At 73.9% G+C, this 13688-nt stretch carries 9 protein-coding genes; 2 read left to right on the plus strand and 7 right to left on the minus strand.

The features are described 5' to 3' along the window. Window positions 1-86: 86 nt before the first annotated feature. The gene (locus ACZ6O5_RS15890) at window positions 87-458 is read left to right on the plus strand and encodes a YciI family protein (RefSeq protein WP_465977761.1); all 372 of its coding nucleotides are present in this window, start codon (window positions 87-89) and stop codon (window positions 456-458) included. Here the strand turns inward: ACZ6O5_RS15890 and ACZ6O5_RS15895 are convergent, their stop codons facing one another. The 6 genes from ACZ6O5_RS15895 to ACZ6O5_RS15920 all read right to left on the minus strand — a co-directional run bounded on the left by ACZ6O5_RS15895 (window position 459) and on the right by ACZ6O5_RS15920 (window position 10434). Next, window positions 459-2924 carry an ATP-binding protein gene (locus ACZ6O5_RS15895; protein ID WP_465977763.1) on the minus strand — a complete coding sequence of 822 codons (2466 nt, stop codon included), beginning with the start codon at window positions 2922-2924 and terminating at the stop codon, window positions 459-461. Between the two features lie 182 nt (window positions 2925-3106). Beyond that, a complete protein-coding gene (locus ACZ6O5_RS15900; RefSeq protein WP_465977765.1) occupies window positions 3107-4975 on the minus strand; it encodes a hypothetical protein in 1869 nt (622 codons plus the stop codon). Between the two features lie 88 nt (window positions 4976-5063). Beyond that, window positions 5064-5498 (minus strand): DUF6234 family protein, encoded by a 435-nt coding sequence (locus ACZ6O5_RS15905; RefSeq protein WP_465977767.1) that lies wholly within the window; start codon window positions 5496-5498, stop codon window positions 5064-5066. Window positions 5499-5581: 83 nt separating this feature from the next. Further along, window positions 5582-7534, minus strand: a complete 1953-nt coding sequence (locus ACZ6O5_RS15910) for a GTP-binding protein (RefSeq protein ID WP_465977769.1) — start codon at window positions 7532-7534, stop codon at window positions 5582-5584. A 143-nt stretch (window positions 7535-7677) separates the two neighbouring features. Then, on the minus strand, window positions 7678-8628 hold the full coding sequence (locus ACZ6O5_RS15915; protein ID WP_465977771.1) for a glycosyltransferase family 2 protein: 951 nt from the start codon (window positions 8626-8628) through the stop codon (window positions 7678-7680). Between the two features lie 24 nt (window positions 8629-8652). Beyond that, a complete protein-coding gene (locus ACZ6O5_RS15920) occupies window positions 8653-10434 on the minus strand; it encodes a hypothetical protein (protein ID WP_465977773.1) in 1782 nt (593 codons plus the stop codon). Between the two features lie 297 nt (window positions 10435-10731). Between ACZ6O5_RS15920 and ACZ6O5_RS15925 the strand changes: the two genes are divergently transcribed. Then, on the plus strand, window positions 10732-11970 hold the full coding sequence (locus tag ACZ6O5_RS15925) for a cellulose-binding domain-containing protein (protein ID WP_465977775.1): 1239 nt from the start codon (window positions 10732-10734) through the stop codon (window positions 11968-11970). Window positions 11971-12071: 101 nt separating this feature from the next. On the opposite strand, the gene rox is transcribed toward ACZ6O5_RS15925, so the two are convergent. Continuing rightward, window positions 12072-13550: a rifampin monooxygenase gene (gene rox, locus ACZ6O5_RS15930; protein ID WP_465977777.1), complete on the minus strand. Its 1479-nt coding sequence runs from the start codon at window positions 13548-13550 to the stop codon at window positions 12072-12074. Between the last annotated feature and the right edge of the window lie 138 nt (window positions 13551-13688).

A 13688-nucleotide genomic window follows, 5' to 3' on the forward strand; every position in this document is an offset into this window, starting at 1 on the left:
CGGGCGTCGATATCTGATCGTCCTGTTTGGGTAGGGACAGGTGAGGGGTGACCGGAGAGAGTCGCCCGGGACAAGGGAGTCATGGCATGAAGCGGTACCTGATCTCGTTCGAAGACGGCGCGATGGACCACATCCCCGCCGAGGAGATGGCAGACGTGGACAAGGCCTCGCACGCGGTGATGGAGGACGCCGTGAAGGCCGGTGCGTACGTGTTCGGCATCGGGGTCGAACGCCAGCGGGCGAGCGTCGTGGCCGCGGACGGGACGGTCACCGAGGGCCCCGACCCGGAGGCCGCGCGGTTCCTCGGCGGGTTCGTGATCGTCGACGCGGAGACCCGCGAGGAGGGGCTGGCCTGGGCGACCCGGATCGCCGACGCCTGCCGGTGCCCGCAGGAGGTGCGGGAACTCCAGTACGACCCGGAGACGGAGAAGATGCTCCGCCGCCACGAGGGCGACTGATCACCCCGGCTCGCCCGGCGCCGCCCGGGCCAGCCGCTCGCGGACCCGGTCGACGTCCGAGTGGCCGAGGCCGTCGAGGATGACCAGGGCCCGGCGCCAGGTGCGGAGCGCGCCGGCCCGGTCACCGGCGGAGTGCCGGCAGTCACCGAGCCGGGTCAGGGTGTCCGCCTCGTCGTACCGGTCACCGATGCGCTGGTAGAGCGTCAGCGCCCGGCCGTAGCACCGGGCCGCCCGACGGTGGTGGCCGAGCCGGTCGTGGATGAGGCCGAGGCTGTCCCAGGTGTTCGCCTCACCGTGCCGGTCGTCGGTCCGGCGCAGCAGCGCCAGCGCCTGCTCGCAGTGCCCCCGCGCGGCGGCGTACCGGCCGAGGCGGGCGTACGCCCAGCCCATAGCGTTGCGGGCGCTGGCCTGCCCCACCGGGTGACCGGTGTGCTCGTAGAGCGCCAGCGCCCGCGTCGCGTGGTGCAGCGACTCCTCGTACCGGCCCATCCCGTCCAGCATCGCGCCGAACGCGCGGTGGGTGCGGGCCTGTCCGCTGTGGTCGCCCAGCTCCGCGAAGAGCGCCAATGCGTGGCGGTAGTGGCCGGCGGCCTCCTCCTTCCGGTCCAGCCGGACCAGGGCGCGGGCGAGGTCGCGGTGGGCGTTGGCCTGGCCGGCGCGCTCGCCCGAGCGCCGCGCGGCGGTCAGGGCGGCCTGCTGGGCGTCGGCCAGGTCCGACCAGCGGCCCTGGCGTTGCAGGAAGTCGACCAGGGTCCGGGCCAGCCGCCAGGCGTGACCGTCGCACCGGGTGCGCCCGGCGTGCGCCACCGCCGCCAGGAGCACCCGGTGCTCGGCGGTGAACCAGGCCAGCGCCGACCCCTGGCCGGTGACCTCCTCGGGCACCACGCCGGGCAGCGCGTCGGCCGGCGCGACCGGATCCCAGCCCGGCTGCAACAGCACCGCGGCGGCGTGCGCGGAGTGCAGGTAGTGGTCGAGCCCTCGACGGATCGCCGCCTGCCGCTGCTCGTCGGGGTCGAGCCGCTCGGTCAGCTCGGCCGCGTACGCGCGCAGCAGGTCGTGCACGCCGAACCGGCCGGGGGCGTGCTCGGTGACCAGGTGCGCGTGGGCCAGCTCACCCAGCAGCCGGGGCACCTGGTCCCGGGGCAGGCCGGCCAGGCTGGCGACCGCCGGGATCCCGAACTCGGGGCCCGGATGGCAGCCGATCAGCCGGAACAGCCGCGCCGCCGGCGGGGTCAGGCACTGGTACGACCAGGAGAAGACCGCCTGCACGTCGGTGCCGGCGTCGCCGGTGTCGAACGCGTCCAGCAGCCGTGCCGTCTCGCGTAACCCGGCGGCGAGCGTGGCCAGGGGGAAGGCGGGGTGCGCCGCGCCCCGGGCGGCGAGCACCGCCAGCGCCAGCGGCAGCCGCGCGCACCGCTCGACCATCTCGTCCACGACCTGCGGCTCGACCGCCAACCGTTCGGCGCCGAGGCGCCGGGCCAGCAACTGCCAGGACTCGCCGGTGCTGAGCAGCCCGACATCGATCGACCGGGCGCCCTCGGCGGCGATCAGGCCGGCGAGCCGGTTGCGACTGGTGACCACCACCAGGCAGCCGGGGCTGCCCGGCAGCAGGAGCCGGACCTGCTCGACGTCGCGGGCATTGTCCAGCAGCACCAGCATCCGGCGGTCGGCGAGCAGGCTGCGGTAGAGGCCGACCTGCGCGGACAGGTGGTGGGGCAGCAGTTCCGGTGGCACCTCCAGTGCCTCCAGGAAGCCGCGCACCGCATCCGCCGGTGTCACCACCGCCCCGGTGGAGTCGAAGCCCCGCAGATCCACGTAGAGCTGGCCGTCCGGGAACCGGTCGGCGGCGCGGTGTGCCCAGTGCACCGCCAGCGTCGTCTTGCCCACCCCGGCGGTACCGGACAGGACCACGATCGTCGAGGCGGGGTCGCCGGTCGCCGGCCCGCCGCGGTCACCCGCGCCGTCCAGGTGCGCCAACTGCGCCTGCCGGCCGACGAAGCCGGGCAGGGCCGGCGGAAGCTGACGCGGTACGGGCAGCCGTGCGGCCCGGGTGCGGGCCCGCCCGCCACCGGGCCGGAGGGCGGGGGTCCGGTCCGGTCCGGGCTGCCGTCGGGCCTCCTCCACCCGGTCCCGCGCGGTGGCCAACGCGCCCTGCTCCACGGGGGTGGCCCCGAGCAGTCGGATCAGGATGTCGAACCGCTCCGTCGGCGGCAGGATGTTCCCCGCGAAGTACTCCCCGATCACGCCACGCGACCAGCCGGTCTTCGCGGCGAGCTGTCGGTAGGTCAACGGCGTCTCACCCTGCTGCCGGGCCTCCCGGCGGCGCAGTTGACGCAGCAGGCCGGCCAGCTCCGGCACGCTCCGGGTCGCGTCGGCGGGACGGACCAACGGGTGCGCGGAGCGGTCGGGCGCGACGCCCGGCGTCGTCGTTCTCCGGGCATCGCGACGCTCCCTCTGGTCGGACATCCGGCCTCCCCACTGGCCCTCTCCGGCCGCCCCGGGGTGAGGTTAGGGCCGCGCTCACGGATGGCCATAGACGCACGCTGATGTACGACAGTTCCCCTCCCGAGGAGCGGGATCGGCCGCCCCGCCCGATCCCGGCGACCGGGCCGGTACGCGATCCGCGTACCGGCCCGGTTCCGTGCGGCCTACGCCTTGATCGCGGCGTCCAGCGCCTTGGCCAACTCGTCGTGCCCGGGCAGGTTGGGGTGCGGGCACCCACCGATCAACTTCTTCTGGATCTTGTCGGAGGTGAGGGCCGGCGCCGGCTGGAAACGGACGATCGGGTCGGCGGGCAGGATGCTCGCCCGGATGGCGTTGTTGACGTCCTTCGTCCAGGTCTGGACCTGTGTCTTCCACGCCGGCTGCGTCACGAGGTCCACCTCGACGTCGGGGATGTTCGGCAGCGCGCCCTTGACCGGGTCGGGCAACTTCGTGTTCTGCACGTACGTCTGGGCGAACGAACCCAGCGCCACCTTCGCCGGCGTGATGTCGTAGTAGCCCATCCAGACGACCTTGTCCGCCCCGGCGCGGACCATCCGGGTCGTGATCGCGTTGGCGTCCGCGGTGATCTTCGCGTAGTTGGCCGGTCCGTCGAAGGCGGGCACCACGAACCGGAGCCGGTCGACCGTCACCTCCTTCTCGTTGCCGGCGTTGACGTTCTCCTGGAGCACCACCTGGCACGCCCCGCCCTTGATGACGTCGTCCCGGCCGATCTGCTTGCCGGTCGTGTCGTACCAGCGCATCACCGCGTTGAGCGGGAGGTTGTTCCGGATGAAGTACTTGACCATCTCGGTGCGCATCAGCTCGGCCATGCCGCACATCGCGATGCCCTGGGCCACCTGGGTCCAGTTGGTGTTGTTGATCCCGCCGGTGGTGACGAAGTACGCCTTGCGTCGATCCTGTTTGGCCTTGGCCACGGCCGCCTCGGCCAGCGCTATCGGCGGCGACGTGCGCGACCAGAGGTTCTCGCAGGCGTCCGGATAGGTCGCCGGCGCACCGAGGATGTCACCGGTGCCCATGCCGGTGCGCGCGAAGTTGTAGTACTCCACCACGTCCTGGTTGAGCGCGGTCACGTACCTGCCCGCGTAGCTCGACGTCATGTCGTTGCCGGGCAGGCCGCGCTGGTCCGCCTGGGTGTTCTGGTTGACGGCGCACTTCTTGGGCTCGTGGTGGTGCTTCGCCTGGATGTGCGCCGAGGTGACGGAGTCGCCGGTCGCCACCAGCACCGCGGGCGCGGCCGGAGTCCGGTTCGGCGGGCAGAGCCGGTCCTTCTCCGCTTCGGGGAGTCGGCTGTCGGTGGGCGCGGTGCCGCCGGTCGCCGCGCACCCGCCGGCGGGCGGTGACGGACTCCCCGAGGGCGGCACGGTGGCGCTGGGCGGCACGGTGCTGCTGGGCGGTGCGCTGCTGCTGGGTGGCACGGTGGCGCTGGGTGGGACCGAGGCGCTGGGTGGGACCGAGGCGCTGGGCGGCACGGTGGCGCTGGGCGGCACGGTGCTGCTGGATGGTGCGGCGGTGGTCGGCGGCGTGGCGGACGTGGTCGTGCCGGGTGACGACGGCGGGGCGGACGCCGGCACGGTGGGGCTCGGGGTGACCGGGCACGGGCTCGGCGACACCGCCGAGGCGGACGGGTCGACCGATCCGCTCGGACCCGGACCCGCGCTGCCGGTGGAGGTCGGAATGCTGGTCGGGGCGACGGTCGCGGTCGAGGAAGCCGAGGGCGTCGCCGTCAGGGCGACCGCGAGTGGCGTTGTCGAGGGGGCGCCGGTCGGCCCGCACCGGGCCTGCCTGTCCTCCTCGATGCCGGTCCGCACGTCGGGCGGCAACGGCTCGTCCGGTGCGACGCACGGATCGAAGAACCAGTCCACTCCCTCGATGGTGCGGATGCAGGTGCGCTCGTCGACGGCGTCGGCGGGGGTGGGGTCCACGGCCGGCTGGGCCAGGGCGGGCAACAGCCCGGTGCCCAGGGTGATCACCATGGTGGCGGCCGGCAGCAGGAGCGTGCGGGGTCTGCGCATCGAACCTCCGATCGGTCCCGGGCGCACCGCCCGGGACCCCGCCTCTACCCACTTCCATAGATCGAGATTCCTGGATCTGTTGGTTCGGTCAGCCGCCCGGGCAGCGGGTGTCGCCGCCACTGTGCTCCATGCAGTGTCCAGGAGGGACGGGCGCGGTCGGGGCCGGCGCCGGTTTCAGGTCCCGGCCGGCGTGCACGGCGATCGGCAGGGCGGGCACGGCGAGCCCGACGGCAAGCACCAGGAAGACGATCGCGGTACGGACCAGTCGCAGGTGGTACGCGACCAGCGCGACGAGAACGGGCCCGGCGACCGCCACCAGCACGAAGGTCAGCAGGGCCAGCGTCGCCCGGCGGCGCAGGTCCGCGACCTCACCCGGGGCGTCGTCGTAGCTGACCGACCACTGCCGCAGGCCGATGCCCACCCACCAGGTGGCCGTCGCGATCAGCCCGCAGACCCAGAGCACGACAAGCAGTCCGACGATCGGTCCGCCCCGGCGGGCGGTGGCGGTGGTGGCAGACGTCATGCGGTCCAGCGTGGCCGAGGTCGATGTGGCGGGCATGAGTCGGCGTACTCAGGAGGTGCGGACGGCGGCGCCTGCCGGGCCGGTCACCGGCGCCGGGCGAGGAAGCGCAGGTATTCCACCCGGTCGAACGGGTTGCCGTCGGTGCGGGGCCGGCCGGGCGGGTCGCCGACCACCGGCCGGTCCCCGCCGGGCGCCGACGACCACAACCCCTCGCCGCTGGACAGGTCCGGCAGCCGCCGCTGGGCCTCCGGTTCCAGCCGGGTCGGCAGGACGCCGCCGATCCGCCAGCCGGCCGCGATCTCGTCGGCGCTGTCGATCCGGGCGCCGAGCCGGCCCAGGTACGCGGTGACCGGGCCGAGCCGGTCGGCCGGCACCTCCGCCTCGAACCGGCGGCACGGCTCGAAGACCCGGGTGCCGGCCTCGGCGAGCGCCCGCATGAGGACGTGGGGCGCGAGGTCCCGGAAGTGCCCGGCGGTGGTGATCGGCGACCAGTAGCCGCTGTGGGTGAGCGTGACCCGGATGTCGGTGACCGGCCAGCCGTGGCGTCCCTGGTCGAGCGCGGCGCGGGTGGCCTCCTCGATGGCCCGGTGGAACGACAGCGGCAGCGCGCCCAGCTCGACCGCCAGCCGGTAGTCCACCCCGGAACCGGGCTCGACCCGGAACCCGACCGTGCCGGAGAAGCCGTGCCCGATGATCTCCACGGCGCTGCCGGCGCCGACCGGTCGCTCGACGTGCATCAGCCGGCCCGGCCCGAAGTCCGCCTCGATCCCGTGCGTCTCGGCCAGCGTCGCGGCCAGCACCTCGCGTTGCACCTCGCCGTAGAGCAGCACGCTCGTGCCGCCGTCCGGGGCCACCCGGGTCCGGATGAACGGGTCGGCGTCCGCCAGGTCCAGCAGGGCGGCGTGCAGCGCCAGGGCCCGGTCCGGGTCGCGGGGACGCACCACCGCCTCCAGCGTCGGCGCCGGGAAGTGCGCGCGTCCGTCGAGGCCGGCCGGGCTGCCGAGCTGGTCGCCGAGGCGTACCCCGGCCAGGCCGGTGACCCGCGCGATGGACCCGGCGGTCAGCGCGGCCGGCTGCGGTCGGTCGGTGGTCGCGCCGACCACGTCGAGCCGGACGATCCGGGCGCGCGTCGCGGTGATCCGGCCGTCCGGCTCCCGGCGGTACGCGGTGACCGGCTGCCGGGCGCGGAGCCGCCCGCCGTACGACCGCAGGTACGCCACCCGCTCGCCGGTCGGGTCGCGTTCCAGGGCGAAGACGCGGGCCCGCGGCTCGGGCTCGGCCGGCGGCGACGCCGGGAGCAGGGTCGCGACGGCGTCCAGCAGTTCCGGCACGCCGACCCCGGACAGCGCCGAACCGAACAGCAGCGGGTGGACCTGCCCGGCCGCGGTCTGCGCGCGGAGCGCCAGGTCGATCCGGTGCGGGTCCGGCGGCAGGTCGTCGACCAGGGCGGCCAGCAACTCGTCGTCGTGTTCGGCGAGGACCTCGGCGAGCCGGTGGGCGGCGCCGGCGTCGTACCGTGGCTGGTCGGTCCGGAACGTGGCCCCGGGGGTGCCGGGCGCGCGGACCGTGCCCAGCGGGGCGACGGCCGGGGTGAGCAGTCGGCGCACGTCCGCGACCAGCTCGTCGACGCGGGCGCCCACCCGGTCGATCTTGTTGACGAAGATCAGGGTGGGCAGCCGCAGCGACCGGAGGATCCGCATGAGCCGCCGGCTGTGCGGCTGGACGCCCTCGACCGCGGACAGCACCAGGACGGCCGCGTCGAGCACCCCGAGCGCGCGTTCGACCTCGGCCACGAAGTCGCTGTGCCCGGGCGTGTCGAGCAGGTTGACCTGGCGATCGCGGACGTCGAACGCGGCGACGGCGCTGCGGATGGTGATGCCCCGCCGACGCTCGATCTCGCCGCTGTCGGTGCGGGTGGTGCCCGCGTCGACGCTGCCGAGCCGGTCGATGGCGCCGGTGGCGTGCAGCAGGCGTTCGGTCAGGCTGGTCTTACCGGCGTCGACGTGGGCGACGATGCCGAGGTTGACGGTCTGCATGGGTCGACGGGTCCTCGAAAGCTCGCGTCCGGATGGGCGGGAAGGTTTCGAGTCCTCGCATCGTCGTGCTCCCGTCGGTCGGTTCGGCCCGTCTCCGCGTCAGGCTGGCAGAGCCGGCGCGGCCGGTCCACCGAATTGCGCGGTCACCTCCCGGGACGCTCGTCCGGGCCGGCCGGACGCTCGGTCTCCTGCACCAGGTAGTGCGGCCGGCGCTTGGTCTCGTAGTAGATCCGGCCGATGTACTCCCCGATCACCCCGAGGAGCATCATCTGGATGCCGCCGAGCCCGATCACGCTGACGATGATGGTGGTGTAGCCGGGGACGTCGATGCCCTTCTCGACGGCGTCCGCGACCACCCAGGCCATGTACGCGACCGCGATCAGGGTGAGGAACAGGCCGCCGTAGATCGCGAGCCGCAGCGGCCGGTTGTTGAACGACAGCAGGCCGTCGAACGCGTAGTTGAAAAGCTTGCCGAACGTCCACCGGCTCCGCCCCGCCTGCCGGATCTCGTTGCGGTGGGCCACCACCGCGGTCCGGAAGCCGATCCAGGAGAACAGACCCTTGGAGAACCGGTTGTACTCCGGCATGGCCAGGATCGCGTTCACCGCGAGCCGGGACAGCAGCCGGAAGTCGCCGGCGCCGTCCAGCAGGCGGACGTCGATCCACCAGTTGATGGCCCGGTAGAACGACCGGGACGCGAGCGTCCGGACGAAGCGGTCACCACGCCGGTCCCGGCGGGCGATCACCTGGTCGAAGCCCTGCCGGTAGAGCGTCAGCATCTCGGGCAGCAGCCGCGGCGGGTGTTGCAGGTCGGCGTCCATGATCACGACCGCGTCGCCGGTGGTCCGCCGCAGCCCGGCGAGCATCGCCGCCTCCTTGCCGAAGTTGCGGCTCAGCGACGTGTAGCGGACGTCCGCGTCGGCGGCGGCGAGCCGGCGCAGCGCCGCGAGGGTGCCGTCGGTGCTGCCGTCGTCGACGTAGACCACCTCGACGTCCACGTCGGGCAGCTCGGCGAGCGCGGCGCGCACGGTCCCGTGCAGCCGCTCCACCGACGCCTCCTCGTTGAAGCAGGGCACCACCACGGACAAGCGCACCCGCTTCACCTCGGCCCGCCCCGGTCAGAGGTGGAAGACGAGCGTGCCATCGAGATCCTCCCGGGTGATGCCGAGCCCGTCGACGGGCCGGGCCTCGATGCCCTCCCAGGGCGTGCCGGCGGCGCGGCTGGGGACGGCCACCACCGACCGCACGCCGATCCCGCGCAGGTACGCCACGCTGCCCGGGTCGGGGAAGGACGCGATCGCCGCCTTGGTCTGCGACTGGCTGACCGGCTCGAAGCCGGCCAGCCCGTTCGTCACCCGGGGGAAGCCGTCGGTCGTCCACAGCATGTACGTCAGGTCGCCCACGCCGCCGGCCGGCAGCACCAGGATCGGATCCCGGGCTGCCCGCATCGCCGCCGGTGGTCGGGGCACCTCCGGGTGGGGCGTGGTGTTGACGCCCTCCGTGACGACCAGGGCGAGCGGCGCCAGCAGGACCAGCGGCATGAGGAACCGTGACCAGCGGCGGCCGGTGGACCGTCCCGGCGACTCGGCCAACGCGGTCACCAGCCCGGCGGCCAGCAGCGCCAGCAGCAGGCTGGTCCAGTGCATCATCCGGCCGGGCGTGCGCAACGCGTCCCAGCCCGGCAGGTGCGTGGACAACGTCAGGTAGCCGGGATCGCCGTCCCCGCCCAGCGTGGCGCCCAACCCCAGCAGCACCGTGCCGAGCACCCCCACCCCCAGCGCCACCCGGCGCCGTAGCGGGTACGCCGAGACGACCAGCCCCGCCGCGGCCAGCCCGATCAGCGTCATGCCCGGCAGCAGCGCCATCTCCGGCGGCCAGGAGAGCTGCTCGCGGGCGGCGGCGTGCCGCTCGCCCCACAGCCACGAGTCCCCGGGCGCGGTGAGGAACCCCATCAGCGGCGGGGAGAACATCTTCGTCCAGTCCAGCGTGCGTTGGGCCTGCGGATTGAGGTCGACGACGCGCAGGAAGACCAGGCCGAGCAGGAGCGTCACCGCGCCGAACACGGCGCCGCCGGCCAGGTCCGCGAGCAGCAGCCGGCGGCCGAACGGCGGGCGTTCCCGTCGGCGCCACCAGGACCAGCCGTAGCAGCCGGCCGCCACCAGCACGGCGGCCAGCAGGAAGTACACAAGCGGCAGCCCGATGCCGAAGCCGAGGCTGACCTGCCAGGCGGCGACGAGCCATCCGGCGAGCGCCCAGCCGGGCCGTCGCCGCTCCGGCCGGTAGCCGTGGCGCAGCGACCACCCGTGCCCCCGGGCCAGCATCGCCAGGGACAGCGCGATGCCGCCGCTGGACAGGATGTTCAGGTGCCCGGAGTGCGCCAGCCGCCACGGCGCGAACGCCCAGGCGACCCCGGCGACCGCCCCGCCCCACCGGTTCGCGCCGAGCTGCCGGGCCAGCGCGTACGCCCCGAAGCAGGCCAGCGCGTGCAGCAGCACGTAGAGCACGTTGTACCGGATCACGGCCGCCTCGAAGCCGGTGCCGAGCATCCCGACCGGGGCGTAGCCGAGCAGCGTGTCGCTGTAGGCGTAGGTGTACCGCTCGGGATAGAACGTGTTCGAGTGCCAGAGGTCGAGCGGGTTGGTCAGCAGCGCGTGCCCCGCCCAGGCCACCTGCCACGCCTGCAACGTGGGATCGCCGAGGTCGCCGGGGATGGTGCTGGCCGGGTGCCGCAGCGTCGGCCAGGTGAGCGCCACCGCGACCAGCAGGCTGGCCAGCGCCGCGAGGACCCATTCGGTGCGGGCGCGGCGCCACCACGGCCTGCCCGGGGCTGGGTCGGCGGTGGGCTGTTCGGGGGGTGCGCTCTCGGTGCGGTCCCGAGCGTCGGTGGATGGGGCTTCCATGGGATAGATGGTCTGCGATGTGCCGGCCGTTGTCGATCAGCTGTCCGGAGGGTGGACCGCCAACGCTTGATTGAATAGGGATCTGTCAATAGATTGGGGGTGGGCGTCGCCGAGGTCCTCCGACCGGGCCGTCGGCGGCTGACAGCTCCACCCGAGCCGGGCACGTCGGCCGTACGCGCCGACCGGTCGCCGTGGCGCACCGCCGCGCCACATCCAGGGCACGTTGCCGCGCCGCGTCCGTCCGGGACGCGCGCCGCCGCGTCGCCTCCGCCCCGCTCGATGGCAGAAGGACCCTCCATGAAGATTCTCCGCGCCCGCCCCGCCCCGATCCTGGCGGCCGTCGCCGCGCTGGCCGCCACCCTGGCCGCGACCGGCACGGCCCTGCTCGCCGGCCCGGCCGCCGCCGCCCAGGGGTGCCGGGTCGACTACACGCCCAACCAGTGGTCCGGCGGGTTCACCGCCAACGTCAAGGTCTCCCCCGGGGACACCGCCGTCTCCGGCTGGACGGTCACCTGGACGTACCCCGGCGACCAGCGCGTCACGAACGGCTGGAACGCCACGGTCACCCAGTCCGGATCGACGGTGACCGCCCGCAACGTGTCGTACAACGGCAGCATCCCGGCCGGCGGCTCCACCGAGTTCGGCGTGCAGGGCACGTTCTCGGCCGGCGGCGGCGCGCCGACCGGGTTCACCCTGAACGGCGTGCCGTGCAACGGCGCCGGGCCGACCGGCGCCCCCACCACGATGGTGCCGACCACCGCGCCGCCCACCTCGACGCCGCCCACCAGCACGCCGCCGACGTCGACGCCGCCGACGACGGACCCGCCGACCACCGCGCCGCCGCCGGCCGGCTGCGCCGGGGCGGCGCTCTGTGACGGCTTCGAGAACCAGACCGGCTCGACACCGTCCGGCGACTGGACCGTGGTGAACCCGGACTGCGCCGGCGCCGGCACGGCCACCGTCGACAGCACCACCACGCACAGCGGCAGCCGGGCGGTCCGGATCAACGGCGCCGCCGGCTACTGCAACCACGTGTTCATCCGGTCCACGAAGAACCTCGGCAGCCTGGGCAGCGTCCGGTACGGCCGGATCTGGGTGCGGCACACCACCGCCCAGCCCACCGACCACACCACGATGATGGCCATGACCGACGCCGCCGACGGCAACAAGGACCTGCGGATGGGCGGCCAGAACGGCGCGATGCAGTGGAACCGCGCGTCGGACGACGCCACGCTGCCCGAGCAGAGCCCGGCCGGGGTGGCGCAGAGCCTGCCGCTGCCCACCAACCGGTGGGCCTGCCTGGAGTTCATGGTGGACGGCTCCGCCGGTCAGCTCCGTACCTGGCTGGACGGCGTCGCCGTGCCCGGGCTGACCGCGGACGGCGTACCGACGCACGACATCGACGGCCAGTGGTACAACCGCACCTGGCGGCCTCAGCTCACCGACCTGAAGCTGGGCTGGGAGAGCTACGGCGGCGGGTCCGACACGCTCTGGTACGACGACGTCGCGGTCGGGTCCAGCCGGATCGGCTGCTGACCCGTCGCGGATCGCGGGACGTGTCCGGGGTGTGGTCCGACCGCGCGACCACACCCCGGACCACCCGGCACCCGCGTCGACGGCCCTGCCGGGCCGGACGGCTAGCGGACGGGCGCGTCCCGGCCGACGCCGACGCGACTGCCGCCGAACCACCGGGCCAGCGCCGCGTCGAGCGTCCGCTGGTCGTCGCCGACCCACGCCACGTGCCCGTCCGGCCGGAGCAGGAGCGCCGGCACGTCCAGGTCGGCGTCCGGGTCGGTGACGTGGCCGACCCGGTCGGCCCAGCCGGCCACGGACAGCCGCCCGGCCCGGTCGAGCAGCAACCCCTGGCCGGTGCGCATCACCTCGAACAGGCGTCCGGACCGGAGCCGGACGTCGCGCAGCCGCCGCCCGAGCAGTTCGTGGCCCGGGCCGAGGTCGTACCGGACGCTGATCGCGGTGATCTTCTCGATCAGGAGCCGGTTGACGGCGTCCACGTCCATCAACTGCGCCAGCAACCGCCGGACCGCCTGCGGCCCGGGTTCGGTGCTCGTCAGGTGCATCTGCGCGCGGGTGTTGTCCAGCACGTCGGCGGCCACCGGATGCCGCTCGGCGTGGTAGGTGTCCAGCAGGTCGTCGGGCGCCCGGCCGGTGACCGCCGCGGCCAGCTTCCAGCCCAGGTTGAACGCGTCCTGGAGGCCGAGGTTGAGCCCCTGCCCACCCATCGGCGGGTGGACGTGCGCGGCGTCCCCGGCCAGGAACACCCGCCCGACGCGGTAGCGGTCGGCCTGGCGGGTGGCGTCACCGAAGCGCGACAGCCAACGGGGGGAGTGCACGCCGAAGTCGGTGCCGGCGTACCGGTGGAGCTGAGTGCGGAACTCCTCGATCGTCGGCGGCGTCGCCCGGTCCTCGGCCACGCCCGCCGCCGGCACCACCACCCGGAACACGCCCGGCCGGCCGGACGGGCCCAGCCCGAACCGCTTCTCCGTCCGGCGTACCTCGGTCATCACCTCGACGATGTGCTCCGGGGACGCGGTCACCTCCATCTCGCCCAGCAACGTGTCGACCGTCGACGGCTCACCGGGGAAGCCGACCCCGAGCAGCTTCCGGACCGTGCTGCGCCCACCGTCGCAGCCGACGACGAATCGCGCCCGCAACGGCGTCGCGGTCGCGCTGTCGAGGCCGACGGTCACGCCGTCGTCGTCCTGGTCGAGCGCGACCACGGCGTCACCGCGCCGGATCTCGGCGCCGACCTCGACCGCGTGCTCGGCGAGCAGCCGGTCGGTGAGCGTCTGTGGAATGCCGAGCACATATCCGTGCGCGGTGTCCAATCCGGCGGGCGCCGGTTTCTCGATTCCCGCGAAGAATCCCCGGATCTCACCGGCGCGGATCGGATACGTCTTGCCGTGGTCGAGGAAACGCTCCAGCAGTCCCCGTTGGTCCAGGATCTCGATGCTGCGGACGTGCAGCCCGAGCGACCGCACGTACGGCGGCGGCTCGGCCTCCTTCTCCAGCACGAGCACGTCGACGCCGTACAGGCGCAGTTCACTCGCCAGCATCATGCCGGTCGGGCCGCCGCCGACGACGATCACATCGAACATGTCATTCCCCCATGGTGGGCCGATTTCTGCGTCCGGCCGACGATTGTGCGTCACGATCGGGGCCTTGCCGCAAGCCCGGGGGTGCGGTATACGTTAATAGTGGCAAGGAGTTCCGCTCCTTGCCTTTGTTGTTTCTTC

Source organism: Micromonospora sp. NPDC049201 (assembly GCF_055586805.1).